27 protein-coding genes and 1 pseudogene are annotated in these 26297 nt (G+C 49.0%); 10 read left to right on the forward strand and 18 right to left on the reverse strand.

Features of this window, described 5'->3' with window-relative positions; translation table 11 throughout:
• Window positions 1-25: 25 nt before the first annotated feature.
• Genes BLP55_RS09275 through BLP55_RS09285 form a run of 3 tightly spaced genes read right to left on the reverse strand, consistent with a single transcriptional unit; the run spans window position 26 to window position 2012 of the window.
• The gene (locus BLP55_RS09275) at window positions 26-517 is read right to left on the reverse strand and encodes an ORF6N domain-containing protein (protein ID WP_091142513.1); all 492 of its coding nucleotides are present in this window, start codon (window positions 515-517) and stop codon (window positions 26-28) included.
• A gap of 4 nt (window positions 518-521) precedes the next feature.
• On the reverse strand, window positions 522-1481 hold the full coding sequence (locus BLP55_RS09280) for a glycosyltransferase family 2 protein (RefSeq protein ID WP_091142517.1): 960 nt from the start codon (window positions 1479-1481) through the stop codon (window positions 522-524).
• Window positions 1482-2012, reverse strand: coding sequence for a DUF4199 domain-containing protein (locus tag BLP55_RS09285; protein ID WP_091142521.1), 531 nt, complete (start codon window positions 2010-2012; stop codon window positions 1482-1484).
• Window positions 2013-2244: 232 nt separating this feature from the next.
• Between BLP55_RS09285 and BLP55_RS09290 the strand changes: the two genes are divergently transcribed.
• Window positions 2245-2496, forward strand: a complete 252-nt coding sequence (locus BLP55_RS09290; RefSeq protein ID WP_091142524.1) for a type B 50S ribosomal protein L31 — start codon at window positions 2245-2247, stop codon at window positions 2494-2496.
• A 348-nt stretch (window positions 2497-2844) separates the two neighbouring features.
• Window positions 2845-4020, forward strand: coding sequence for a GlmU family protein (locus BLP55_RS09295; protein WP_091142527.1), 1176 nt, complete (start codon window positions 2845-2847; stop codon window positions 4018-4020).
• A gap of 89 nt (window positions 4021-4109) precedes the next feature.
• On the opposite strand, the gene BLP55_RS09300 is transcribed toward BLP55_RS09295, so the two are convergent.
• The gene (locus BLP55_RS09300) at window positions 4110-6776 is read right to left on the reverse strand and encodes a S9 family peptidase (RefSeq protein WP_091142532.1); all 2667 of its coding nucleotides are present in this window, start codon (window positions 6774-6776) and stop codon (window positions 4110-4112) included.
• Window positions 6777-7067: 291 nt separating this feature from the next.
• Between BLP55_RS09300 and mtaB the strand changes: the two genes are divergently transcribed.
• Window positions 7068-8393 carry a tRNA (N(6)-L-threonylcarbamoyladenosine(37)-C(2))-methylthiotransferase MtaB gene (gene mtaB, locus BLP55_RS09305; RefSeq protein ID WP_091142535.1) on the forward strand — a complete coding sequence of 442 codons (1326 nt, stop codon included), beginning with the start codon at window positions 7068-7070 and terminating at the stop codon, window positions 8391-8393.
• 149 nt (window positions 8394-8542) lie between these two features.
• On the opposite strand, the gene BLP55_RS09310 is transcribed toward mtaB, so the two are convergent.
• Together BLP55_RS09310 and BLP55_RS09315 are read right to left on the reverse strand one after the other, a co-directional pair.
• Entirely contained in the window at window positions 8543-8881 is a 339-nt protein-coding gene (locus BLP55_RS09310; protein ID WP_091142539.1) for a hypothetical protein, read from the reverse strand.
• A gap of 67 nt (window positions 8882-8948) precedes the next feature.
• Window positions 8949-9233, reverse strand: a complete 285-nt coding sequence (locus BLP55_RS09315; protein WP_091142904.1) for a GNAT family N-acetyltransferase — start codon at window positions 9231-9233, stop codon at window positions 8949-8951.
• A 194-nt stretch (window positions 9234-9427) separates the two neighbouring features.
• Here BLP55_RS09315 and BLP55_RS09320 point away from each other — a divergent pair, with 194 nt between their 5' ends.
• The 3 genes from BLP55_RS09320 (at window position 9428) to BLP55_RS09330 (ending at window position 11427) form a co-directional block, all read left to right on the forward strand.
• Window positions 9428-10090 carry an alpha/beta hydrolase family protein gene (locus tag BLP55_RS09320; RefSeq protein WP_091142543.1) on the forward strand — a complete coding sequence of 221 codons (663 nt, stop codon included), beginning with the start codon at window positions 9428-9430 and terminating at the stop codon, window positions 10088-10090.
• Window positions 10091-10168: 78 nt separating this feature from the next.
• Window positions 10169-11065: a lytic transglycosylase domain-containing protein gene (locus BLP55_RS09325; RefSeq protein WP_091142547.1), complete on the forward strand. Its 897-nt coding sequence runs from the start codon at window positions 10169-10171 to the stop codon at window positions 11063-11065.
• A complete protein-coding gene (locus BLP55_RS09330; protein WP_091142551.1) occupies window positions 11065-11427 on the forward strand; it encodes a sulfite exporter TauE/SafE family protein in 363 nt (120 codons plus the stop codon). The genes BLP55_RS09325 and BLP55_RS09330 overlap by 1 nt, the downstream gene beginning before the upstream one ends.
• A 1-nt stretch (window position 11428) precedes the next feature.
• Here BLP55_RS09330 and BLP55_RS09335 read toward each other — a convergent pair whose 3' ends face one another.
• Together BLP55_RS09335 and BLP55_RS09340 are read right to left on the reverse strand one after the other, a co-directional pair.
• Window positions 11429-12127: a TlpA family protein disulfide reductase gene (locus BLP55_RS09335; RefSeq protein ID WP_091142554.1), complete on the reverse strand. Its 699-nt coding sequence runs from the start codon at window positions 12125-12127 to the stop codon at window positions 11429-11431.
• Window positions 12128-12262: 135 nt separating this feature from the next.
• Complete coding sequence (locus tag BLP55_RS09340) at window positions 12263-12778, reverse strand: hypothetical protein (RefSeq protein WP_091142908.1); 516 nt, start codon at window positions 12776-12778, stop codon at window positions 12263-12265.
• A 1064-nt stretch (window positions 12779-13842) separates the two neighbouring features.
• On the opposite strand from BLP55_RS09340, the gene rpmH reads away from it, so the two are divergent.
• Both rpmH and carB read left to right on the forward strand, forming a co-directional pair.
• On the forward strand, window positions 13843-14004 hold the full coding sequence (rpmH, locus tag BLP55_RS09345) for a 50S ribosomal protein L34 (protein ID WP_091142558.1): 162 nt from the start codon (window positions 13843-13845) through the stop codon (window positions 14002-14004).
• Between the two features lie 299 nt (window positions 14005-14303).
• Window positions 14304-17156 (forward strand): carbamoyl-phosphate synthase large subunit, encoded by a 2853-nt coding sequence (carB, locus tag BLP55_RS09350; RefSeq protein WP_091142562.1) that lies wholly within the window; start codon window positions 14304-14306, stop codon window positions 17154-17156.
• A 30-nt stretch (window positions 17157-17186) separates the two neighbouring features.
• Here carB and BLP55_RS09355 read toward each other — a convergent pair whose 3' ends face one another.
• The 9 genes and pseudogenes from BLP55_RS09355 to BLP55_RS09390 all read right to left on the reverse strand — a co-directional run bounded on the left by BLP55_RS09355 (window position 17187) and on the right by BLP55_RS09390 (window position 22846).
• The gene (locus BLP55_RS09355; RefSeq protein ID WP_091142566.1) at window positions 17187-19328 is read right to left on the reverse strand and encodes a T9SS type A sorting domain-containing protein; all 2142 of its coding nucleotides are present in this window, start codon (window positions 19326-19328) and stop codon (window positions 17187-17189) included.
• 236 nt (window positions 19329-19564) lie between these two features.
• Entirely contained in the window at window positions 19565-19726 is a 162-nt protein-coding gene (locus tag BLP55_RS17410) for an SRPBCC domain-containing protein (RefSeq protein WP_317040304.1), read from the reverse strand.
• 83 nt (window positions 19727-19809) lie between these two features.
• A pseudogene (locus BLP55_RS17415) lies at window positions 19810-20127 on the reverse strand (SRPBCC domain-containing protein); the annotation flags it as partial.
• A complete protein-coding gene (locus tag BLP55_RS09365) occupies window positions 20070-20513 on the reverse strand; it encodes a transcriptional regulator (RefSeq protein ID WP_139149640.1) in 444 nt (147 codons plus the stop codon). The gene BLP55_RS09365 and the pseudogene BLP55_RS17415, both read right to left, overlap by 58 nt.
• Before the next feature lie 81 nt (window positions 20514-20594).
• Window positions 20595-21041 carry an SRPBCC family protein gene (locus BLP55_RS09370; RefSeq protein WP_091142573.1) on the reverse strand — a complete coding sequence of 149 codons (447 nt, stop codon included), beginning with the start codon at window positions 21039-21041 and terminating at the stop codon, window positions 20595-20597.
• An 11-nt stretch (window positions 21042-21052) separates the two neighbouring features.
• Entirely contained in the window at window positions 21053-21481 is a 429-nt protein-coding gene (locus BLP55_RS09375) for an SRPBCC family protein (protein WP_091142577.1), read from the reverse strand.
• A gap of 11 nt (window positions 21482-21492) precedes the next feature.
• Window positions 21493-21798: an ArsR/SmtB family transcription factor gene (locus BLP55_RS09380; RefSeq protein WP_091142580.1), complete on the reverse strand. Its 306-nt coding sequence runs from the start codon at window positions 21796-21798 to the stop codon at window positions 21493-21495.
• A gap of 103 nt (window positions 21799-21901) precedes the next feature.
• Window positions 21902-22438, reverse strand: coding sequence for a YceI family protein (locus tag BLP55_RS09385; RefSeq protein WP_091142584.1), 537 nt, complete (start codon window positions 22436-22438; stop codon window positions 21902-21904).
• A 12-nt stretch (window positions 22439-22450) separates the two neighbouring features.
• The gene (locus BLP55_RS09390) at window positions 22451-22846 is read right to left on the reverse strand and encodes a hypothetical protein (RefSeq protein ID WP_244503448.1); all 396 of its coding nucleotides are present in this window, start codon (window positions 22844-22846) and stop codon (window positions 22451-22453) included.
• 23 nt (window positions 22847-22869) lie between these two features.
• Between BLP55_RS09390 and BLP55_RS09395 the strand changes: the two genes are divergently transcribed.
• Window positions 22870-23262 (forward strand): OB-fold protein, encoded by a 393-nt coding sequence (locus BLP55_RS09395; protein WP_170826833.1) that lies wholly within the window; start codon window positions 22870-22872, stop codon window positions 23260-23262.
• 23 nt (window positions 23263-23285) lie between these two features.
• Window positions 23286-24125, forward strand: a complete 840-nt coding sequence (locus BLP55_RS09400; RefSeq protein WP_091142592.1) for a DUF5777 family beta-barrel protein — start codon at window positions 23286-23288, stop codon at window positions 24123-24125.
• A gap of 81 nt (window positions 24126-24206) precedes the next feature.
• On the opposite strand, the gene BLP55_RS09405 is transcribed toward BLP55_RS09400, so the two are convergent.
• The gene (locus BLP55_RS09405) at window positions 24207-26255 is read right to left on the reverse strand and encodes an FG-GAP-like repeat-containing protein (RefSeq protein ID WP_091142596.1); all 2049 of its coding nucleotides are present in this window, start codon (window positions 26253-26255) and stop codon (window positions 24207-24209) included.
• Window positions 26256-26297: the final 42 nt, after the last annotated feature.

Consider the following 26297-nt stretch of genomic DNA (forward strand, 5'->3'; position numbering starts at 1 on the left):
CGGGGCTAGGGCTCGTGGGTTCTAATTATTGCTTGAATCCGATTTTGGTTCTGTCGGTTTTTTCAACCGACCTGTCTTTGTCAACCAGGTAATTCAAAGCTTTGTAAATGTCCGGAAACTGTTGCTCCAGTTTTTCGATTCTGGCTTGTAGTTCGTTGTAATTCAGCGCAAATTGTCGGATTGCGATAAATGTTCGGATAATCGCGATATTGATTTCAATCGCTTTCTCGCTGTTCAGAACGCTCGAAAGCATGACGACACCTTGTTCGGTAAAAGCAAAGGGTGCGGCACCTCCGAGGTTACTTTTGGATGGTATCACATTTTGTGACACCAAATCATTGATCTCGTTTTGAGAAAGCACAAACATGAAATCGTTTGGGAAACGATTCACGTTTCTTCTTACGGCTTGTTTGAGTGTTCTGGTTTCGGTTTGGTACAAATTGGCCAAATCAAAATCCAACATCACTTTCTGTCCTCTAATCTCAAAGATTTTACTCTTGATGGTTTCAGGTTGCATGGCGTCAATTCAAATTTACGGTCTTCGATATTTTATAACGTTCTTCGTTGTTCTTAGTCCGCAAGATGATCTCGCCTAGGAATCCGGCCAGGAATAATTGCGTCCCGATGATCATGGTGGTCAATGCAATGAAAAACCACGGGTTGTTGGTCACCAAATCATACGGCAAATCATTGTACAACCGGTACAATTTTACAAAACCGATGTACCCGGCCGACAAAAATCCGATCACGAACATCACCGATCCGAGCGCGCCAAACAAATGCATCGGACGTTTGCCGAACCGAGACAAAAACCAAATCGTGATCAAATCAAGAAATCCGTTGATGAATCGATCCATTCCAAACTTGGTCTCGCCGTATTTGCGCGCTTGGTGCTTGACCACCTTTTCGCCGATTTTTCCAAAACCTGCATTTTTTGCGAGAACCGGGATGTACCGGTGCATTTCGCCCGAAACCTCTATGTTTTTAACGACCTCTTTGTTGTAGGCCTTGAGCCCGCAGTTAAAGTCGTTGAGCTCGACGCCCGATGTGCGGCGCGCGGCCCAGTTGAACAATTTGGACGGCAAGTTTTTGCTCACCACCGAATCGTACCGTTTCTTTTTCCAGCCGGAAACCAGGTCAAAATGGTCGCTTGTGATCATTCGGTAGAGTTCTGGGATTTCTTCGGGATTGTCTTGTAAATCGGCGTCCATCGTAATCACCACATCGCCTTGGGCTTGTGCGAATCCGGCATGCAGCGCCTGCGACTTGCCAAAGTTCTTGAGGAACCGTATGGCCTTGACGTTGGCGTTTTGCGCAGACAGGTGCTCGATGATGCTCCACGAACGGTCTGTACTACCGTCGTCGATGAAAATCACTTCATACGAAAAATGGTTTTTTTGCATCACCGAAACGATCCAATCGTGGAGTTCGGTCAGCGATTCTTCTTCGTTGAGAAGCGGAATGACAATCGATAGGTTCATCTATAACTGCTGCGTGGATTTACTTTTGAACGCAAGGCCAAGGATCAATCCAAAGATGGCGCTTACCGCAAGGCTGAAGACAAGCCCAAACAATTGATTGCCAGGGGCGTAGTTGTCGGTTTTTTGCATATCGGCGACTGCTTTGTTGATTTCTGAAGCCGGGATGCCCCAATTCTGCATCATTTCTACGCTAAACTTTATGGTCATTTCCTGTAAGGTTTCCTTGATCGAAGGGTCGATCACGTTGAACAGCAAAATATTGAACAACACCGAAATCGTACTGCCGATGGCCGCCGCCATGAAATAGGTGGTAAATGCTTCCTTGAAAGTGATTTGACCACCCAATTCGCGTTTGGTTTTTGACACCAGGACCACGCCAAGGATGATGGATATGGCAATGGTAAGCAGTCCAATCCACCACTTGAGAAAAAGTTCGAGATTGGTCGCATAAATGGTCGCGGTGACCAGCACCGAAAACAAGCCCATGATGACGCCAAAGGTCAGGCCATTTTTCTTGATGATTTCGTTCATGGTTGAGGAGTTTTGATTCAATCAACAAATATAGCAATTCCGTTTACACCGACGGCAAAAATCATCGGTGGCGGGCAAATAAAAAAAGCGAATAAAGGTTTGATTATTCAAAAATAGTTGTACATTTGCGGGCTTAAAATAATAAAGTACAACAAAAGGTTGTTGCATATCTATACCTTTTCGCACGACGGAAAGCATCAGGAAAAACGGCAATCGCAAAAGAAAACATACCATGAAAAAAGGAATCCACCCGGAAAATTACAGACTGGTCGCTTTTAAAGACATGTCAAACGACGAAGTTTTTATCACTAAATCTACCGCAGATACCAAAGAAACGATCACCCACGAAGGCGTTGAATACCCGGTCGTGAAAATGGAGATCTCTAGAACTTCGCACCCTTTTTACACTGGTAAGTCAAAACTCATCGATACCGCAGGTCGTATCGACAAGTTCAGAAGCAAATACGCCAAGCACGGAAAATAATCCGCTTAGTGTTCAAAATAGAGAAAGCCTTTCCGTTTGGAAGGGCTTTTTTGTTTGGCTACGGTTGTTCATTGTCGCGGATGATTGAAGATTTAATTGGAAGTTATAGATTTTCTGCAAGGAGGGTATCGTTTAAAATTGTATTTTGTGCACAATCGGGTAGGGGAATCGGGTTTATCCCTACGGAATACTTTTTTAAGTGAAAGGCAGAAAATCTGTATTTTTTCTAACAGTTTTATTGGTATAAGTTTATCCCCAAGTGAAGCAAAACTTTGTAACTTTGGGCCACGTCGAATATTGGACGGACAAAAATCTAATTATCGGATAACCGAATAACCGCATACGCAAATGAACTACATTTTATTCGACGGCACCGTCCGCAACGCCTTGCTCCCGTTTACCTTTACGCGCCCCGTGGCCGACATCAGGATCGGGATTTTGACCATACGCGAAAAATGGGAGAAGTATTTGGGTTCGACCACCACCACGCTTACCGAGGACTATCTGTCCGAGAAATTCCCGATGGTAGAAATGGAAGAGAACGTCATGATCAACGCCAGTTTTTTACCCAACGACGTGCTGGCCGAAATGGTCAAGAACCTTGAGTCGAACCAAGCAATCCTCAAAGGCGAGGAAATCATCGCATTTTATACCAAAGACACGCAGGAGGAAATCGATTTTGACCAGTACGAAATTCTCGAATACCATGACGATTGCCTTACGGTGACACGTCCGTGGGACATATTTGCCAAAAACGATGCGGCGCTGCGCGAAGATTTCGACTTGCTCACCGAAGACCGTATCTCGCAACCGATTCCCAAAAGCGTCAACGTGATCGCGCCCGAAAACGTGTTTATCGAAGAGGGCGCCAAGCTCGAGTTTGTCACCTTGAATGCCTCGTCGGGTCCAATCTACATCGGCAAGGATTCCGAAGTCATGGAGGGTTCGGTCATCCGCGGCCCGTTTGCGTTGTGCGAAGGCGGTCAGGTCAAACTCGCTACAAAAGTTTACGGCGCCACCACCGTTGGGCCACATTCGCGTATTGGCGGCGAGGTCTCGAACTCGGTATTGATGGGCTATTCGAACAAAGGGCACGACGGATTCCTCGGCAATTCGGTGCTTGGCGAATGGTGCAACATTGGCGCCGACAGCAACAATTCGAACCTCAAGAACAATTACGAAGAAGTCAAATTGTGGAGCTACGAAACCGCCGGATTCGAAAAAACCGGGTTGCAATTCTGCGGACTCATGATGGGCGACCATTCCAAATGCGGGATCAATACGATGTTCAACACGGGTACGGTAGTTGGTGTGAGCACCAACATTTTTGGCAGCGGTTTTCCACGTAATTTCGTGCCGAGTTTTTCGTGGGGTGGTGCTTCGGGATTCACGACCTACATCACCAAAAAAGCATTCGAAACCGCGCGTATTGTGATGTCACGCCGCAATGTGGTGTTCGACGAAAAAGAAGCGCGCATCCTGGAGCACGTGTTCGAGGAAACCAAAAAGTGGCGCAAGGAATAGCATCGCGACGGACGGTTTGTCCTGAAATCAGACTGATTTTTAAATAAAAAAGCCGCTTTGTAGCGGCTTTTTCTTTGGGTCGATTCAAACTATTTTTTGTCGATCGTGAGCTTGGCGTTGCCCATGGCCGGCAAAACCTGGATCATTTTTTCGGCCATTTTGCTCGAAGGGTTGATCCACAACGTCGTGATGTCGTTGGCGTTGTCGTTCGAAACGATTTCGCATTTGAAACAGTCGATGTTGTTGATTTTTTCGTTGCCCACTACCTTGAGCGTGACTTGTTTGGCCTTTCCGGTCATCACGTCGGGCATCTCGAACGCGAGCGAATAGTCCTTGGCCAACGGAAGTCCGGCAACAATCATGTCCAATCCCGCGCCGTCCGACAAATAGGCGCCCGTGAACGGTACTTCCATTTGTTGTCCTGCGGCGTTCATCGTCATCTTTTCCTTGGCGAAACTCATGCTGATGCTTTGTCCCATTTGCGACATGCTGCGGTTGGCGATGGCAAACGATGGAGAAAACTCTGCCTCGTCGCTCATTTCGCCCATTGCGCCTTTCGAAACATCCTTGACGATCCAGTTGGCGCCTTTTTGCGAAATGGTTCGCGTCATGGTCATTGGCGGGAGCGCCTGTCCTTGCAGTTCGATCTTGAAATCGTAGTTGATGGTTTGCGGTTTCAGGTTGGCTGCAATGGCCGGCAATTCCTTGGTGATCTTAAAGTCTTTCTTGGGTTCGTATTTTACGGTGTTGATGTCTACCTTGAGTTGCATCAAACGTTCGGCCACGTCTTGCGGCATGCCGTCTTGGTAGCGTCCGCCCAAAATGCCCGAAAGGAATCGCTCGGTTTCGGCAAACATCGCTTGGTTGTTGACCGGTTTGCGGAACCCGTGCCCTTCATCGTCGGCGAGCAGGTAAGACACTTTTTTGCCCTTGTCGCGCAAGGCGATGACAATCTGGTCGGCTTCGGCCTGTTTCACACGCGGGTCGTTGGCGCCTTGTACGATCAACAAAGGCTTGACGATTTTGTCTGCACTGAACAAGGGGCTGGCTTCGCGGATGCGTTGCTTTCCGGCTTCGGTGTTCGGGTCGCCGCACATGCCGTACAGCATCGCACGACCGGCTTCCCAATAGGCAGGGATCGACTCAAGCAACGTGAAAATGTTGCTCGGGCCCACGATATCGACACCGCAAGCATACAAATCTGGTGTAAAGGCCAATCCGGCCAACGTGGCGTATCCGCCGTAGCTGCCACCCATGATGGCTACTTTGTCTTTGTTGGCGATGCCTTGAGAAACCAGGTATTTGACGCCCCAAGTGATGTCGTCCTGCATCAGTTTGCCCCATTGCAAATCACCTGCGTTGAGGAATTTTTTGCCATAGCCGCCGCTCGCGCGGAAGTTCGGCTGCAAAACGGCATACCCGCGGTTGGCCAAAAATTGGGCGTAGCTGTTGAAGCCCCAGTAGTCGCGCGGGCCTTTCGGGCCGCCGTGTACGAGCACCACCACCGGCAGGTTTTTGGCCGGTACGCCCACAGGCAAGGTCAGGTAAGCTGGAATCTCGAGCCCGTCGCTGCTTTTGTAGCGCACCGACTTCATCTCGGCCAGGTCTTTTTCTACCGCCTTGAGTTTGGGTCTAGGGATATATTGGAGTTTGAGCTCCTTGGTATCTACGTCGTAAAAGTAAACTTCAGACGCATATTTGTCGCCCGAAATGGCGATCAGGAATTTCTTTTCGTCCTTGGTCACGCTGGCGATATCCACCTCGCGGCCCGGGAACTTCGACTTGAGGTATTTGTAATTGGCTTCCCAGGTCTTGTTTTTCCAGACGATGTCGGTTTTGTCATCGGTATAAGACGTGTAAAGGATTTCATGGGTGAGGTCGCTCAGGCTGAGTCCGCCAAAATCGACACGGTTCTTAGGGTCGCTTTCGAGCTTGGTGATGTTCTTGGTCGCGACGTCCATCAAATGCAAGGTCGACAGGTTCAAATCGCCTTTGTTCGAAACCAGATAGGCTTGTTTGTTGTCGGGTGTCCAGCCCGCGATGTATGCCTGTTCGGTAACGATAAAGTCGTATAACGGCTTGAGCGTTTCCCCTTCTTTGCTGAACATGATGGTGTTGCCTTTTTCGTCGGTTTTGTACACCACGCGCAGTTTTTCGTCCCAGTCGAAATCATAGCCCGTGATGCGGTCGTGGTTTTCGAATACCTTGGTGAGCTCGCCCGTCGAGATTTGCAACTGGTACAAATCGTGCCAGGCCTTGTCGCGGTCGTTGAGCGCCACCATCATCACATCGGGATTTTTCTTGGACACCATGTTGATTTGTGCCGTCACATCCTTGAGCGGCGTAAGGTTGCGCGATGCGGGAACACCGCCCGCTTCTGCGGCTTTGGCCATCGGGTCTACCGCAAAAACGTTGATGTTTTCGTCGCCGTTTTCGTCCTTGGCATACACGATGTATTTGCCGTCGTAGGTCCAGAAATAACCCATCATCGGGCGTTTGCTGTTCGTGAGTGGAACCGCCTTGTCGAACGGTTCGTCGAATCGTTTGACCCAAATGTTCATGATGCCTTCGTACTCCTTCATGAACGAAATCCATTGGCCGTCTGGGCTAAGCTGCCCGCCCGAGATCTCGGGGTTGCCAAAAAAGATTTCGCGGTCGATGAGTTGCGTGCCTTTGGATTTACCCTTTTGCGCCTGCATGTCTTGCGCGCCAATGGTCATTAGCACGACAAAACTGCCCAAAATAATTTTCTTCATTGTTATATTGTTTGATTTTGACCTTAAAGGTAACCGTTTTTGCGTTAAATCATTCCAAATGAAATCATTATTTGTAACAGATTTTGTCGTAAATTTGCGCGCTCGATTGGAAACCGATGCCCGCGTTAGGGATTGAAGTGGAAATCCTTTTTATTGCATTTGGGATTTCGCCTTACTTCGAAATGGTAAAGCAATAAAAAGATTACTTCACCTCGTTAATATATTAAATAGGAGTTCAGTGAACTTCGTTTGAAACGGAAAGCCCGGCGCTTGCGCAACGCCCAAACAAGAATGGAAAGAAAAAAAGTCGCTTTTTACACCCTCGGATGCAAACTGAATTTTTCAGAAACATCGACCATTGCCCGCAGTTTCCAGGACGAGGGCTTTGACCGCGTGGAGTTTGAGGACGCGGCCGATATTTACGTGATCAACACGTGCTCGGTGACCGAAAATGCCGACAAGCAGTTCAAACACGTCGTGCGCCAGGCAATGAAACGCAACGACAAGGCGTTTGTCGCGGCCGTGGGTTGTTATGCGCAACTCAAGCCCGAAGAGCTCGCAGCCGTTGACGGCGTTGACTTGGTTTTAGGCGCGACCGAAAAATTCAAGATCACCGATTACATCAACGACCTTTCGAAAAACGACATGGGCGAAGTACATTCTTGCGAAATTGTCGAGGCCGATTTTTATGTGGGCAGTTATTCGATAGGCGATAGGACGCGTGCATTCTTGAAAGTGCAGGACGGTTGCGATTACAAATGCACCTATTGTACGATTCCACTCGCGCGTGGGATTTCGCGTAGCGATACGATGCAAAATGTGTTGAAAAACGCCGCCGAAATTTCGCAGCAAAACATCAAGGAAATCGTCCTGACGGGCGTTAACATTGGCGATTACGGCAAAGGCGAATTCGGGAATAAAAAGCACGAGCACACGTTTTTGGAACTGGTGCAGGAGTTGGATAAAGTGGATGGCATCGAGCGTTTGCGCATCTCGTCGATCGAGCCGAATTTGCTCAAGAACGAAACCATCGATTTTGTGTCGAAAAGCCGCACGTTCGTTCCGCATTTCCACATTCCGTTGCAATCGGGTTCGAACGATATTTTGAAGAAGATGAAACGCCGTTATTTGCGCGAACTCTATTCAGACCGCGTCGCTAAAATCCGCGAAGTCATGCCGCACGCGTGCATCGGCGTCGATGTGATCGTGGGCTTTCCGGGCGAAACCGATGAACATTTCCTCGAAACGTATCATTTTTTAAACGATTTGGACATTTCGTACCTGCACGTTTTTACGTATTCGGAACGCGACAATACAGAAGCCGCCGAATTCGAAGGCGTAGTTCCGGCCAACGTCCGCGCCAAACGCAGCAAGATGTTGCGCGGATTGTCGGTCAAAAAGCGCCGCGCATTTTACGAAAGCCAGCTCGGTTCGCATCGTACCGTTTTGTTTGAAGGCGAAAATAAGGAAGGCTACATCTACGGATTCACCGAAAATTACGTCAAGGTCAAAACGCCTTGGAATCCGGAGCTCGTGAATACTTTGCACGAAATTACACTCACCAAGATCGACGACGACGGCTCGGTAAGGATGGAATTTGCGGGGGTGACGGTTTGAGTCAAGAATCAGGAGTCAGGAATCAAGAATCAGGAGTCAAGAATCAAGAATCAGGAGTCAGGACATTTTTGCTTAAAAGTCTTGCCTCTTGCAGTGAAACGGCCTTGTTTCTTGCAGCACAGCGGTCCTGGTTCCTGTAGTACAGCGGTCTAGTACTTCGAATCGAACTTCACCTTGGTAATCCGGTACACATCGGTGCCGTACAATTCGACAAACTCAAAGGTATGCCGTTTGGGCCGCTTGAAATCGACGAGCAATTTGGCCGAAATCTCATAGTACATTTTTTCGCCTTCCATCATGAGACGGTCGCCGTTGTTGCGGTAAGCCGATCGGATCAGCGTGAATTCCGATAAATTCCAGGTGGTCGCGCGCGCGTCAAAATCTTCGTAGCGCGAATACAAACCTTCGGTGATTTCGGTTTTGCAGCCGTAGTATTGGTCGATGCCTTCGAAAAAATGCAAGACTTGTAGTTGGAGCGTGTCGGTCATGGGGTAAAGATAACGGTTTCGACTAAAAAAGCCGCTTCGGTTAGAAACGGCTTTATGGAGGTTTTTATTACAATTTGATTCCCGGCGGCAACAAATCTTTATACGTCGCATTCTTCCTGAAAAACGCGGCAATCTTCGGGAAAATCGGAACGACTTTCAGTTTGCGTTCATAAGCGATTTCCATGATGTTCTTGAGCAGGTCGTTGATGAAGGCGTCATCGTCAAAATTGTCGGGCGTGTTGATGCGCGTCAGGAAAATCTTTTTCTCCTGAAAAGAATATTCTACCGTAATCAAACCCGCGGCGACCGAAATTTCAAACTGTCGCGCAAAGGCGTTGTCCTTGATGTCCATGGTCATTGTCTCTTCCATTGTTCTTAGATTTAGTCGTTTTGCGATTGAACCAAGCAAATCCCCAAAGCCACCGCTTCATAATTTATTGATAAAATAAACTGCGGCCGAAATGGGTTTTGGCTTGAAAATTTTACTTTTATACAAATTTCGGAATTAATTTCGGTACTTCCGCTTATTGATACGTTAAATCGACTATGGACAAAATTCCGGTTTACCTGATGCCAGGGCTGGCGGCAAGTCCCGCTATTTTCGAGCGGATTGCGTTGCCGCCCGATCAATTCGAGGTGGTTTTGCTCGAATGGCAAATCCCGACCCCGAACGAATCGCTGGTCGATTACGCCAAACGGATGGCCCAAAAAGTCACGCAGCCCAACCCGGTGTTGGTAGGGGTTTCGTTCGGCGGTATACTGGTGCAGGAAATGGCGCAGTTCCTGTCGCCGCGCAAGGTCATCATCATTTCGAGCGTGCGTTGCAACGAAGAATTCCCGCGGCGTATGAAGGTAACCAAGATGCTGCGCGCCTACAAATTGATCCCTGCCGATGTGGTCGGTAAGATCGAACGGCTCGCCAAGCTTTCGAGGAGCCAACTGGTCAGGGAGCGCATGAAATTGTACGACAAATTCCTGTCGGTGCGCGACGATCGGTATTTCCAGTGGGCGATCCGCAACGTGATTTTGTGGGACAGGACCCAAATCGATGCCAACGTGGTGCACATACACGGCGACGCCGACGAGGTGTTCCCGATCAAATACATCAAGGATTGCCGTATCGTCAAGGGTGGTACGCACATCATGATTTTGAATAAATTCAGATGGCTCAACGAACACCTGCCGAAAATCATCCGCGGCGAAGAATGATCATCAATTCGTTCGATTTTTGACTTTCGATTTTCGACTTTTTTACTATGTTTACCAATCAACTAAAAATGAATTCCCATGGACTGGTTTAAGAAAACAGCGCTGACGGCTTCGGTGGTCGTCACCTCAGGACTGCTGATTTACGGCACGTCGCCCGAAACCAAAAAAACAAGCCCGGCCAAGCCCGAAGCATCGTTCGTCATTCCAGACAGCATCGATTTTGCCGGCGAGCGTACGCCTTTGCATATTGCCGACGTCAAGGAACGTTTCGAACGCGAACTCATCGTAAACGCCAACCTCGATGCGTCTACCTTGCTCATCATCAAACGCGCCAACCGCGCCTTTCCGATCATCGAACCGATCCTAAAGAAATACAACGTCCCCGACGATTTCAAATACCTGGCCGTCATCGAAAGCGGGCTTGTCAATGCTGTATCGCCCGCAGGGGCACGCGGCGTGTGGCAGTTCATGCCCGAGACCGCCAAGGAAAAAGGCATGGAGGTAAGCGAGACCGTCGACGAACGCTATCATTTACAAAAATCGACCGAAGCGGCCTGTAGGTATTTGCTCGATGCCAAGACCCGTTTTGGCAGCTGGACGCTCGCGGCGGCTTCGTACAACGGCGGGATGACCGGCGTGGGCAAGCAAATCGACATGCAAAAAGTAACCGATTATTACGATCTATTGCTTACCGAAGAAACTGCGCGTTATGTTTTTCGCATTTTGGCGCTCAAGGAAATCATGAAAAGTCCCGACAAATATGGTTTCAATGTCTTGCCGGCCGATTTGTACCAGAACCTTCCGTCCAAAATCATTTCGGTCGATTCGACCATTGTAGATCTGGCCGGATTCGCCAAGACGCAAGGCATCAACTACAAAATACTCAAGATACACAACCCCTGGTTGCGCGACAAAAAGCTCAACAACCCGGGACGCAAACGCTATGAAATAGAAATTCCTTTAAGCGGCTATTGATGACGACCAGCACTTTTATTATTGTACTAGGCATCGGGTTGCTGGCGGGCATGCTCAGCGGACTCATAGGCATCGGTGGCGGCATCGTAATGGTGCCGATGTTAGTGCTGATTGGATTTTCGCAACACCAGGCGCAAGGCACGAGTTTGGCGGCGCTGTTCCCGCCAGTGATGTTTTTGGCGGTGCTCAATTACCACAAGGCGGGGCACATCAATTGGAAATATGCGATGGTGATTTCGGCGTTTTTTGTGGTGGGAAGTTATTTTGGGAGCAAGGTCGCGCTCAATATCAATGAGAAACTGCTGCAAAAGATTTTCGCTGTGATTTTGGTTTTGGTCGCGGCAAAGATGTGGTTCAAATAGATTACTCGGCAACCGACGCCAGTTGGCTTACGGGCGTTTGTTGTTTTTCTAGAAAAATCGACAGTCGTTCGTTGAACAAGCGGTAGTTCATGTCAAAGGCAGTCTTTGCATTCGTGCTGGGCGGCAACTGGATGCCTCCGCGCTTGATGTCGACCACCTCGAGGTTGCTGTTGAGGTAATACGACGTCGGGAACCCCAGTGTATGCTTCAACGTGGCCACGATGCGCGCGTCGTTCTTATACGATTCGTTGGCGTAGCACACCTTGATTTTGTGGTTGAATTTGCGCGCTATTTTTCGCGTATCGGTTTTGGTGTCCCAAAATACGGCAATGAATTGCACCTGGTCGTCGTACTTGCGCGCCAGTTTGTTGAGCGCCTGGATTTCTCCTTTTGGGATCACGCACCACGACGAATAGGTGATGATGAACACCGGCTTCTTGATTTTGCTCAATTTTACCTTGCGGCTGTTGACCGATTTGAACGAATAGTCGTCAAACTTTGAACCCACCAATTTGTTTTGCACCAGCGAGTCAAAAAGGGCTTGTCCGGCCTCGATGTCGCCCTGTCGGTAGGCTTTGTCGCTTTGCGAATTGTACTTTTTGATGTTGCTCTTGATGGCGTCGGAGAAGTAAACCACTTTGTCCTGGGCGAAAGAAGACTGGAGCAACAAAACGGTAGAAAGGAGTATTATTAATCTCATAATTTTGCCAATTTATTGATTAATACGCAACAATATTAACAAATAAAATAATACGAAATTCAAACGAGACACAATTTAACACAAAAAAAGCCGTCAATTAACGACGGCTTAATCATTTGGTAAATTGTAAGTTACCTACATTTTCTTCATCTGCTCCTTCATCATCACGATTTGATCTTTGAGCATATTGTGTTTGTCGAGCTTCTTGGCTTCGTTCAAAAGGTTGGTCGCCTCGAGCTTCCGGCGACGCGTCAGGGCCACGCCCGCAAGGTTCAATTTGGCTACGGCCATGTCCATGTCCATCGACAATCCGAGCTCTACGGCTTTCTTGAAATACTTCTCGGCCTGGATCAAATTGGTTTGCGAATGCATGATGCCGTGCAAATAATTGAAATAACCTTGCTGCTTGCGAACCAGCGCCGTTTCAGGATTTTTGATGTAGGCGAGCCATTTTTGCGCGCCCGGGAAATCCTGCTTTCTCAAACGCAGGAATGCGAGCAAGATAAACTCGTTCTTGAAATAAAGGAAAATAGGAATAATCGAAAGCAAAATCAGGAAAATCCCGTTGCCGATGTTGTTCTCGGTCATTTGCCAAATGCCGGTGGCGATGATCGCGGCGGCTATGATCAGTTTGATATTTCTGTGAAACATTTGTTTGTTTTTTGAGTGGGCAAAGGTAGGGGTTATTGTTGGGTTTGGCAACAGTGGTGAGGGGATTTTTTGGAGCTGTTTCCCGCTTTCCGTTGCAATCTTTTTGAACTTGCTGATCGCAAGTTCAAAAAGGATTTTCACTGCAATCGGGGCTAGGGGTGAGTTGCGCTGTTCGAAGTGTTTCCAAAGCCGGACGTTTTGAAATTCTTTGAAGTTTTCGCTACCGCGGGTCTACTTTTGCCTCGTCGCAAAAGTAGCAAAAAGACGTAGCGGCACACTTTCTCGGCTAAAAATCAACTCCGTTTGCTAAGCCAGCTGAACTCGCTGCGCTCAGACAGCACCTGGCTCTTAACGCTCACTACTTTGATTTTCTTAACGCCTCCAAAGTGAATGCCGCGCCAGGTAGGAAAGTAATATTTGCATTTTTGGCTTGCCCGCGGCGCCAAAAATCCGCACGAGGAACATTCGCTCTAAGTTGAACGTATCGTTTCGCTTACGACGTTCGTCATGCGACGTCCTCCGCGGGGAAATTCGTTCTTGCTACGGCAATGTTCCCGGCGCGTTGAACGAACGTCCAAAGTGGACGATTAACCTTCAATTTACTGAGAATTGTCTTCGTGAGGCCGCGCGCTTTGGTCGTGGCAGGCGGGCACCTGCGGCTTGAAGCTGGCGTTAAAAAACAAATTCTGTTTGAGGCGCAGCCGAGTTAATTTGTTTTAGCCAGCGAAAGCCAGCAGGTCGCCGAACGACCGCGCGCCAGGCATTTTTGCTACTTTTGTTGCCAGACAAAAGTAGGCCCCCGCGGCAGCGGAAATATCTTAGAATTACAAGATTTGAGATTTAGCAGATAGTTCTAGTAGCGCAGCAACTCCTAGCCCCGATTGAAGTGGAAATCCTTTTTGCGCTTGCAAAGCGCAAAAAGATTGCAACGAAAAGCGGGAAAAGGCTCCAAAAAAATATTTCAAAAACCGCTTGCTAACACAAAAAAACTTCCTATATTTGCACCCGGTTTAACACGAAACCGCCCTCATACCAAGATTAATAAGATTTAAAGACATAAAGCAATGAGCAAAAGAACGTTTCAACCATCGAAAAGAAAAAGAAGAAATAAACACGGTTTTATGGACAGAATGGCGACTGCGAATGGTAGAAAAGTGCTCGCGCGTCGTCGTGCCAAAGGACGTCACAAATTGACTGTTTCATCTGAGCCAAGACACAAAAAATAATGTTCGATAAGGGCATAAAACAAGGCGTTACTTCGATTAGTACCGCCTTTTTTTATATCTTGTCGTGAAGGATTGAAGTCTTAAAGTCTAAAGTCATAAAGTCTTAAAGGCGCAGTTCTGGGAATTATTGGGTTACGCAGCTGATTTGGTTGTACGTCGCTGACTTTTTTAAATCATACTTTTTCAAAGGCGATCAGCTTCCATCAGGCGAGAGTTTGATTCATCGACGTTTCTGCTTTTATGACCTTACGACTTTAAGACTTTACGACTATAATACATAACACAACAACATAACTACAATGCCAAAAGACCAATCCATCAAATCCGTTCTCATCATCGGCTCAGGCCCCATCGTCATCGGGCAGGCGTGCGAATTCGACTATGCCGGTTCGCAATCGGCGCGCTCGATCAGAGAGGAAGGAATCGAAGTCATCCTGATCAACTCGAACCCGGCCACCATCATGACCGACCCGTCGATGGCCGACCACGTTTACCTGTTGCCGCTCACGACCAAATCGATCGTACAAATCCTGAAAGAACACCCGCAAATCGACGCCGTTTTGCCAACCATGGGCGGCCAAACCGCACTCAACCTTTGTCTCGAAGCCGATGAAAAAGGCATTTGGGAAGATTTTGGCGTGCGCCTAATCGGGGTCGATGTCAATGCGATCAACATCACCGAAGACCGCGAACAGTTCAAACAATTGCTCGAGCGCATTGGCGTTGGGGCAGCACCGGCCAAGACCGCAACGTCGTTTTTGAAAGGCAAGGAAATAGCGCAGGAATTCGGGTTTCCTTTGGTCATCCGTCCGTCGTTTACCTTGGGCGGTACGGGTGCGGCTTTCGTACACAAAAAAGAAGATTTCGACGCGGCGTTGACCTACGGGCTCGAAGCATCACCCATCCACGAAGTCTTGATCGACAAGGCTTTGCTGGGTTGGAAGGAATACGAATTGGAACTTTTGCGCGACAAGAATGACAACGTGGTCATCATCTGTTCGATCGAAAACATGGACCCGATGGGCATCCACACCGGCGATTCGATTACGGTCGCGCCGGCGATGACATTATCGGATTCGACATTCCAGAAAATGCGCGACATGGCCATTTTGATGATGCGTTCGATCGGGAATTTTGCGGGCGGATGTAATGTGCAGTTCGCCGTTTCGCCCGATGAAAAAGAAGACATTGTCGCCATCGAGATCAACCCGCGTGTGTCGCGTTCGTCGGCATTGGCTTCGAAAGCGACGGGTTATCCGATTGCGAAAATCGCGTCGAAATTGGCGCTCGGTTATACCTTGGACGAACTCCAAAACCAGATCACCAAATCGACTTCGGCACTTTTTGAACCCACGCTCGATTACGTCATCGTCAAAATCCCGCGTTGGAATTTCGACAAATTCGAAGGTTCAGACCGAACTTTGGGCTTGCAGATGAAATCGGTAGGCGAGGTGATGGGCATCGGCCGATCGTTCCAGGAAGCGCTGCACAAGGCGACGCAATCCTTAGAAATCAAACGCAACGGCATCGGCGCCGACGGCAAAGGCTACAAGAATTACGAGCAAATCATCGAGAAATTGACCTATGCGAGTTGGGACCGTGTGTTCGTGATTTATGACGCCATTGCCATTGGCATCCCGCTTTCAAGAATCCACGAAATCACCAAGATCGACATGTGGTTCCTCAAGCAATACGAGGAATTGTACCTGATCGAAAAGGAAATTTCGCAATACAAAGTCGATACGTTGCCACGTGAACTGTTGCTCGAAGCCAAACAAAAAGGCTATGGCGACCGCCAGATTGCGCACATGATGGGCTGTCTGGAAAGCCAGGTGTACAAACTGCGCGAGACGATGAACATCAACCGCGTGTACAAATTGGTCGATACGTGCGCGGCCGAATTCAAGGCGAAAACACCTTACTATTACTCGACTTTCGAGGCCGAAATCGAAACCGCCGACGGCAAAAAATACGTCCACAACGAAAGCGTCGTTTCCGATAAAAAGAAAGTCGTCGTTCTGGGATCGGGACCAAACCGGATCGGGCAAGGCATCGAATTCGATTATTCCTGTGTGCACGGCGTACTCGCGGCCAAGGAATGTGGCTACGAAACCATCATGATCAACTGTAACCCCGAGACGGTTTCGACCGATTTCGATACGGCCGATAAATTGTATTTCGAGCCGGTGTTTTGGGAGCACATTTACGACATCATCCGACATGAAAAACCCGAAGGCGTCATCGTGCAATTGGGTGGGCAAACGGCTTTGAAACTCGCCGAAAAATTGTCGAAATACGGCATCAAAATCCTCGGGACGTCGTTTGACGCGCTCGATTTGGCCGAAGACCGCGGGCGTTTCTCGGAACTCTTGACCGACCTTAAAATCCCGTTCCCGAAATTCGGCGTGGCCGAAAATGCCGATCAGGCTTCAGCGCTTGCGGATGTTTTGGATTTCCCGCTGCTCGTGCGTCCGTCGTACGTTTTGGGCGGCCAGGGTATGAAAATCGTCATCAACAAACAGGAACTCGAGGAGCACGTCATCGATTTGCTCAAGAATATTCCGGGCAACAAATTGCTTTTGGACCATTATTTAGATGGTGCGATCGAAGCCGAAGCCGATGCGATTTGCGATGGCGAAAACGTCTACATCATTGGGATTATGGAGCACATCGAACCGTGCGGCATCCACTCGGGCGATTCGAATGCGACGTTGCCGCCGTTCAACTTGGGCGAATTTGTGATGCAGCAGATCAAGGATCATACGAAGAAAATCGCGCTTGCACTGCAAACTGTCGGGCTCATCAACATCCAGTTCGCGATCAAGGACGACACGGTGTACATCATCGAGGCCAACCCACGCGCCTCGCGTACGGTGCCGTTCATCGCCAAGGCGTATGGAGAGCCGTATGTCAACTATGCCACAAAAGTGATGCTCGGCGTGAACAAAGTGACCGATTTTACGTTCAATCCGCAGCTCAAAGGCTACGCGATCAAGCAACCGGTGTTCTCGTTCAGCAAATTCCCGAACGTCAACAAGGCGCTCGGCCCCGAAATGAAATCGACGGGCGAGAGCATTTTGTTCATCGACGATTTGAAGGACGACCAGTTTTATGAGTTGTATTCACGACGGAAAATGTATTTAAGTAAATAAAAAAAGCTCCCGTTTGAGGGAGCTTTTTTGTTATTGCTTGATGACTTTGTACGTGGTTTTTGCATTTCCCGATTCGACGGTTATAAAATAATAGCCGCATTGAAGTTCGGCAATATCGACCTGCGTGTTGCTTTGTATGAGGTCGCGTTTGAGGATCCTGCCGCGCGCATCTGACAGTTCGTAAGTGCCGGTTTGGGCAGTATTGCTCTTGATGATAAAGTAGTTTTGCGCCGGGTTCGGATAGATCACAAAATCATTTTGCGCGAAACTTTTAACTGACAAAGGCGCCAATTGTGTCGCCACTTCGTTGGTTGTGATCGGCAGGTTGAAGTCGAAATAGATATCGGCTTTTGATTGGGCGATATCACCATAGGTAAAGCCCGGTTTTGGTTTGATCCTGTAGATCATCCAACCGTGGCTCGCGGCTTCATTCGCGCTGCTGTGCGGCAAATCGATGTTCGGGAACGTTGCCGACAGTTCATTGCCATTTTTGATTTGGATGCTGTAATCGTGGCTGGCTGCAATAGGTTCAAAAGTAGTCCAATCCAAATCGGCGTCGAGCGTTTCCTTCAGGACGACGGTTGTGGCCGATGCGCTTCCGGTGTTTTGGAAACGGGTCAGATAATGCAGGTAACTGCCCGTTTGGGTGGGTTCGATAAACGCGCCTTCGAGTACCGTTTTGTCGTTGGGGTCAAAAGCGTTGACGATAGTCTGGTCAAACGATACGCTGTTGTCCGCGGGAAAGGCATCGCCTGCAACCGGTGTTCCGGTGGCCGATAGATGCAACAAGTCGCCATCGTTGGCTGAAGGTGGCGTCAAAATATTGAGTGTAATATCGATGAATCGTTCCTCGAACGGAATCAAATTGGCGTAAGCCCAGGTAATCGTATTGATCGCAAAAGTGGTTTGTACGGGCGTCGATGCACCGAAACCGGCTTTGTTCTGGTCAAAAACCATTGTGATATCGCCGCTCAGCGCTGTGCTGCCATTGTTCCAGAAATACAACCGGTAATGCGAGCTGAAGCCCGGGCGCGGATGGTCGATGGGAACCAACGCGACCGACAAATTGGCAAATCCCGTTGCCGATCCGATGCAAAAATCGGTGTTGTCATAATTAACGTCTTCGCCGCTGCTCACAATCGACACCGATGCCGGGTCCGAAGAAAAATTGACATTGAGATTCTCTGTGGCCGTTGTTTGGTAAGTGTCTGTATTCGGGATGTAAATCTCGTAATTTCCGGATGCGTCCGTAAAAGTCGCAAACGAGTTTGAACTGCCGGTTGCGACCACTTTTCTGTTTGGAAAGCCTGTACCGCTTGCGCAGTTATCGCTATTCGAATTGAATTTGACCTGGCCGCTGATGCGGTTGGGCAACAAATCGGTGAGTTTCACGGTGTAGGGATAAAGCACGGGTAAACTGGCGACGGGACATGTCCCACAATGCGGCGTATCATATCCGGTAAGGCCGAATCCGCAATTGGCGTCTATATCCATATTGAAGCCGTTGAAAATATAGCCGACGTCCACGTCATCCTGCGTGATGTAGTGAATGCCGTAAGTAATCAGTTGGGAGCCGTTGCCAAAGGCGTTGTCCAACGTGACATTTTCATCCGAGATATAAAACGTGGAAAAAAACGGCACATCGACCTGGTAGGTATAACCCACATCATCGCCTACATCAACTATAGAATTACCATTGTTGTCATGGTATTCATGATTGATCGACAAAACGATCATGGGTGAATAGAAAGATTCCGTCGGGTTGTCAGAGTAATAATCGTACGGATCGCTCAAATCGGTCACTTCAACACCGCCGGGCGCAGTGGCAAATACTTTGGCCTGGCTCATGTCATAGCAATCGAAAGCGAATTTGTTTGCCATAAAACTAATAGTGTCCTCTTCCCCGGGCGCCAGGCTCGGAATTGCGGTTTCAGGCGGAAAGGTGTAGTAGATGTCAAGCATGCTGCTGTTTTCACTCAGGTTGTCGATGTAAATGTTCGTCAACGGCTGATCGCCATTATTCTTGATGGTAAAAGCGAAATAGATCATATTCTGATCCATAAAAACACCGGTCATTATTAATCCGATGGACGGACCCTGCACCGTTTTGTCGCTATTTCCGGCGAATACATTCAGCGAAAAAAACAGCAGGAGAAGTAATTTTTGTTTCATGGTATTGGTTGTTAGTGTGTTAAAGATAATTTTTTTATTGGCTATGAACCGTTTTTAAGAATTATTTTTATAACAGTTTGGGCCTGCCAAAACCCTAATGAACAAAAATGGCGCGTCTCCGGCGCGGGTGCCGCAATTCCTGAACGTCAAAAAAAATCCCCGATTCAAATGGGAATCAGGGTTGATTAAATGTAAAAAAGCCACAGGATCGTAGCTTTAAACGGCGGTTTCGAACTTCAATTCGCTTCCGTATACTTTTTGAAATTGTCTAGAATCGCCTGCCAGCCGTCGCGCTGTATCTGCTCAGGATTTTGGTTTTCGGGTACAAAACTCTCCCTGATGTGCGTTTGGTCGCCTTGCGGGGTAAACGTAATTTCAGCCGTCCGCCCGTCATCCATTGCGTAAGCGATGAAATTGTTCGGGACGACATGCGTGTGTACCGGCCGCCAAAATCAAAACTGAAACTGCCGTCTTTGGCCGCCATCGTTGTGGTGAATTTGCCCTCGGCGCGCAAGTCGTTTTCAGCGTGCGGGGCGTGCCAATCATCCGATGCCTGGCACCAACGCATGATGTGTTCCGGTTCAGACCAATACGCCCAGACTTTTTCCACCGGCGCGTGAACGGTTGTTTCTACGGTGATTTTCCTTGTTTCCATGGTGTGGTTTTTTGGTTGATACAAAGATATCGGGCCGCATTTTTTCCCAAGTGTGCGAAACCGACAAACAACGGTGCCGGTTGCAACTATTCTTTGTTCAGGCCAGTAAATTCTTTGTATTTGTCGCCGAGCGGAACCATACATTTAACGTCATTGTCGCCGATATACCACTCGAGGCAATAGCCGTCAGGATCAACCTCGTGCTGCGCGATCAACAATTGGAACGCACGACCGATGCTTTCGGGGTCTTCCATAAAATCCTTGATGTAGAAACTGTTGTAAGGTCCTTTTTTGATCCTGAAGGTTTCCAGTCCGTACTTTTCGGCCGTTTCGTGTGGCATCAAATCGGCGGCAGCTTTGTAGACAATCTTGCCGTTTTGGTCCTTCCAGGAAATGCCAAAAAAACGCCTGCGCTCTTTTTCGGGAAGGATGACGTGAAGATGGATGTGCGCGCGTTCCACATCGTCGGGAAAATTCTTGGCCGTTACACACACCACGTCGATGTCTTCGGTTAAAGTAAAACTGTCCATAAGCGTTTTTTTGTTGACACTCAAATTTAACCAAAAATCCAAAGAATCAAACAACCGATCGTTTTATTTTTATACGAAACGTTATTCGCCCTTCGCAAATTTGTCGGCTACCAGATTGAGCGAAATTCCGTGTTCCAAAAAGCATTTCATGCCGTCGAGCACGGTGGTGAACCCGCCCGTGGAATCCCTGACGGCCGCGAGCAAATCGTCACCGGTTTCGGTATAGCCCGTTTCGCGGACGGTCACATAGGTGGTGTCATCGGTCAGTGGCTCATACGAAAACACCACGCGTCGTTTGGGCTGGCCCCAGTCAAAAACAATACTTTGGTTATCGGTAATTGCTACCACGAACACCTCGGCCGATACGCCATACATTTCCCAGTGCCACGTCACGGTTTGGCCCGCTTGGAGTTGGCCGGAGCTTTTGGTGAACCAGAACTGGGTAGTGCGTTGCGGGTCGATCATCGCTTCGAATACGTCGCGCACCGGTTTTCTGATCAGCATTTGGGCTTCGGTATAGGCTTCCATGGTCTTTTTTGCTAAAGTTCGACAAAATTCTGGAGCGATCCAACAAAGTGCGTCCAGCCTTGTTTGAAGTTTTCGTTCGAGAAGTCGGGGTATCGTTCCGATTCAAACGACTCGGTGATCGTATGCGTAAGCGTGAGTTGGGTTTGGTCGCCCAACGGTTCCAGAGCAAAGCAAACGACCGAATTCCCCGGATACCCGACATATTGCCATGTGTAGGCAATCCGTTTGTTCGGGATTGCTTCTGTCACCACTATTTTGTGCGGATACAGGCGGCCGTTGTGGGTGACGTCCCACTGGGTAGTGAATCCCACTGCGGGCTTAAAATCGGCCATCATCGGGAAAAACCATTGTTTGAGTTGGTCGGGTTCGGTGAGCGCGCGCCAGACTTTTTCAACAGGTGCGTCGTAAATGCGTTCGAGTGATAGTGTGGGAGTGGCCATACGAATTCGGTTTAAGGTTTAGACAAAAATTGATCGAGCGCATCGAGTTTTTCGTTCCAGAAATGGCGGTATTGGAGCGTCCATTGCGCCACCTCCGACAGGGCATCGTAGCTGGGTTCGCAAAATCGTTCGCGTCCTTGCTTTCTAATCTTGACCAGCCCGCATTGCGTCAGTATCTTGATGTGTTTGGAAATCGCAGGGCGGCTGATGTCGAACTGGTCGGCCACGGCATTGAGGTGCAAGGGTTGTTGCGCGAGCAAACCGATGATTTCGCGTCGGGTAGGGTCGGCAATCGCCTGAAAAACGTCTCGTCTCATACAAAAGAGTAACTATTCGGTTACAAATATAATGAAACCGTTTGGTTACGCAAATAAATTTGGATTTTTTTGAAAAACAGCAGCCAAAAAGTAAAGCAGATGCCTATTTGACCGTGAATTCAGACCTGATGTTTACCTTGTTCGATACCTTGCTTTTGACGACAGACGGGATCTGGATGTCAAAATCGCTGGCATTGACCGCAAAATTCGAAATGATTTCGATGCCTGCGTCGGTCTTGCGGATTTTTGCCGGTGCGGCGATGGCCTTCGATTTTCCGTGTAGTTCAAGTTGACCCTTGATCGAAAAATCCTTGAATGTCGTGCCCAGCGCAGCGGCGTCAAAGTTTTCGATTTTGCCTTTGAACGTCGCTTTCGGATGCTTGTCGCTCTCGACGTAATTTTCGTTGAAATGTTCTTCCATCAAGGCTATTTTAAAACGGAAGCCTTTGACAAGCGCAAGGCTCGCGAATTCTCCGGTTTGGGCATTGAGTACGGCGGTGGCGGCGTTGTGGGTCGCCTTGACTTCTTCGAACGACGGCACCGAGGCCTCGAATTCAATTTTACCTGTTTTGGTGATCATTTTCTGTGCAGAAGCGCTTATGGCGATCAGCAGCAACAAAGTGGTGAGTGTTGTTTTCATGGTTTATGTTGGTTATTCGAGTAGTCCTTCGGCGTCCCATTGCGCGATCATGTCGATGGTATTTTGCGGTAGCCGCGTACCGCCGTTGGGCATCATACCTTCGGCACCTTGCGGACGCGAGATACGGTCAATCAGGCCGCGTTCAAGAACGGCTTGCTTGACCTGTTCGTAGCTGACCAACGACATGGGCGCACCGTTTACCGGAGAAGCGCCATGGCAAACGGTACAGTTCGCATTGATGACGGCCGCGACGTTGTTGGTATAGCTGATGGGCGCGTCTGGTGTATTTTGTGGGGCGATCAGATCATCTGTACTGTCGTTGGCGCAACCCATCGCGCAAAAAAGCATCATTGCAAAACCCAACGCGCGCGTGGGGAAATTCGTAGGATTGGAACTACTGATCTTCATCGTTCTGTTTTAAAGTTATGACTATGCGAAAACTTGTCTTGGCCATGGCCGTCTTGCTGGTGATGGCCGCCGCCTTTTTGACCCTCTACCGGTATGTGTACCGCGAACACCGTCGCGTCGAAAACCTAGATGCAGACTATACCCTAAGCGTTGCGCGAATGGAGCAAGAATTTTTGAAAGATGCAGCGGCGGCCAACATCGCCTATGGCAACAAAGTCGTCGAGGTTTCGGGAACAATCACCACGGTCGATGCCGCGGCCGGCGTACTCACCATCGACGAAAAGTTGTTTGTGCAATGCGATTCGCCCATCGCCGATCTTACGGCGGGCGGCAAGGTTCGGCTCAAGGGCCGGTTTGTAGGTTTCGACGACCTGCTGGGCGAATTCAGGATGGACCAAGCGGTGCTGCTCGAATAAACATTATCCCTAACAACACACACATGATCAAAAAACTAATTCCTTTGTTGCTGTTTCCATTGGCCGGTTTCGGGCAAGAGGATTTGCTCGCCGGGCTCGACTCGGTTCCGGCCAAACAGCCTGTCGAATCGGCGTTCAAGGCCATGAAAATCGTCAATTTGGAGTCGACGAAACTGGCCGCCAAGAAAGATTTTTATTTTGTGGTTGCACACCGTTTTGGTTCGGTCAAGGACGGATTCGAAGGTTTTTTCGGATTGGACAACGCCATCACCCAACTCAAATTCCTTTACGGCATAACCGATTGGCTTACGACGGCCGTCGGGCGCAGCGAGCAAGCCTATGATGTATCGGCCAAGGTGCGCATCGCACAACAAACCACCGATGGATTGCCGGTTACCATCGTTTTGTTCAATTCGCTGGGGTTCAACAATACGCTCAAGGAGCGCAACTACCCGCGCATGACGTTCCAAAACAGGATGATTTATTTGACGCAGGTGCTCGTTTCGCGCAAATTCAACAAGCGTTTGTCGCTCGAGCTCGCCCCGACTTTTTTCCACGAAAATTTTGTGATCGAAGACACGCAGGACAATTCGCAGCTCGCCATTGGGATGGGCGGGCGGTACAAAATCGCCAACCGTTGGTCGATCAACCTCGACTACGCCGTGCATACCAACCGCGCGAGCCATTCGCAGTTCCGCAACCCGCTTTCGGTGGGTGTCGATCTCGAAACGGGCGGGCATGTGTTCCAGATGCATTTCACCAATTCGCAAGGCATACACGAGGCCGGCTTCCTTGGCCAAACTACAGGCGATTGGGCCGATGGCGACATTTTTTTCGGCTTCAATCTCGTTCGGGTGTTTTAATTTGCATCAATCAGTCCAAATCATATTCATAAAAAAAAGCCCTGTTCAAAACAGGGCTTTTTATTTTAGAACTGCAAACGCTTAGTTCTTGACGAACTTTTGCGTGTGTTGCTTGCCGTTGTTGTCTTTCAAAGAAAGGATGTAAGTGCCGGTAGCCAGCGCGCTTACGTTGATGGCGTTGTTCTCGATTTTGACGTCCACCACGCGTCCGCTCAAATCGATGATTTTTGCCGTCTTGATGTCTGAATTGTTGTTGAATTGGATGTTCAATTTTTCAGATGCAGGGACAGGGTAGATGCTGAACAATGTGTTGCTTTCTACTTGTCCGATGCCGAGTGTCGATCCTTCTACCACAGTCAAAAACTGGTTGCTTGACGGATTCAGGATCGTATCGACGGTGCCCGAAGGCCATTTGATAACCACTGCGTCGATGGCACTTGCGGTACCGATACCAAAGTGGGCGTTGAGCGTGCTCATGTATCCGAAGCCTTCGCCACTGCGGATTTCACGAATTTGCTTGCCCCAAGAACCGTAAAGCTCGACGCGCGCGCCGATGCCGTTGGTGTTGCTTTCGATGCCTTCGAGTGCAATCTTGATCCATTTGTTCGGGTTTCCGTTGTTCATGTAAACCTGGCCGCCGCTCAAAATGTCGAGGAAGCCGTCGTTGTTCATGTCGCCAACGGCGCCCACACCCATAGGATAGCTTGAAGCGACAAACGTACCGTTGCCTTTGTTGAACATGATTTTGTTGCCACCGCCCATCACGTCTACCCAGCCGTCGTTGTCAAAATCATAGGCGATGTAGTCGCGGTTGTTCGAATTCTCGGTATCGAAACCAGAACCTTCGGTGATGTTGGTGAACGCCTCTTCCTCATTGTTCGTGGTGTCGAGGTTGTTGCGCAGGAATTTGTTGCCTACCGAACCGTTACGGCCGATCAGGATGTCCATATCGCCGTCGTTGTCGTAATCGAAAATGGCCGATGACCAAGACGTGATCGGCAAGATGTTGACGCCTGCAATCGCCGAAATGTCAGTAAATACGCCGTTCCCATCGTTGCGGTGCAGTTCGCTAGGTGGCCCAGAACATTTAGAGATGAACATGTCCAGGTCGCCATCGTTGTCGTAATCGGTCCACAAAGAGGCGTAGTTACCGCCACTTGGGGTGATGCCCAACATGTAAGCGCCCGGCGTAGTACCCGACTGGTAGTAAGTCCAGTTGTTGGTCTCGGCGCCGTTGTTCATGTAGTATACGTTCGGATCCACGTCGTGGCATGAGAATGCATCGAGGTTTCCGTCGTTGTTGATGTCCACAAAATTGGTTCTTTGACAGAAAATATATTGGCCAGGCGTATCTTGTGTAAAGCCCGTGCCCAAGCCATTCGAACGCATAAAAGTAAGTCCGCTTCCACCACCGTACAACAAGTCGTTGTAACCGTCACGGTTGTAGTCGCCCGCAGTGATACTCCATGAAGGTTGGTGCGTCGCTTGTGTGGTCGGATAATCGGTGGTCGTGAACGTGCCGTTTGCATTCTGGTAATTGATGCGGATGTTGGTGCCCGTTACACTCACCAAGTCGTCCAAATGGTCCTTGTTCATGTCTACAAGACACTCGGCCGATCCGTTGGTGCTGAGTGACATTGGCGTAAACGAAACCGGAACTGGATCAGGGATTACGACCGTGTTTTCGATCACCTGGAACGTGAATCCATTAGAAGTCCATTTGTTGTCCCAAGCGATGTAATAGGTCAGGCCGCCGGTTACGTTGAACGTCTCCAAAGAAGAGTTGCCGTTGCCCGAATCGTCGTCGCCCGCATAACACGTCAAAGCACCACAACTTCCGGTGTAAATATGCACACGGGTATCCACCAACGGATTGTTTTGTGCGATGCTCGTGGTGATGGTTACCGTGTAATCCTGGGTTGGCGTGTACACATACCATTCACCGGCCGCGTTGCCTGAATTGTTAGCTCCGTTGGCCGCGCAAATCGGCGTAGGGACTTGCGAACCGTTGATGCCCGATACCACATAAAGGCCAGAACCCGAGATCGGCAACGCCGTTCCGCAGGTGTCTTGCGCTTGCGCCAAATGCCCGGCGAGGAGCAATCCAGCAATCAATGTAATTTTTTTCATTAGTAAAATAGTGTTTAAAGTGGTTATTAGTTATAGTTTGTT

Source organism: Flavobacterium caeni (assembly GCF_900101895.1).
Classification (GTDB): Bacteria; Bacteroidota; Bacteroidia; order Flavobacteriales; family Flavobacteriaceae; genus Flavobacterium; species Flavobacterium caeni.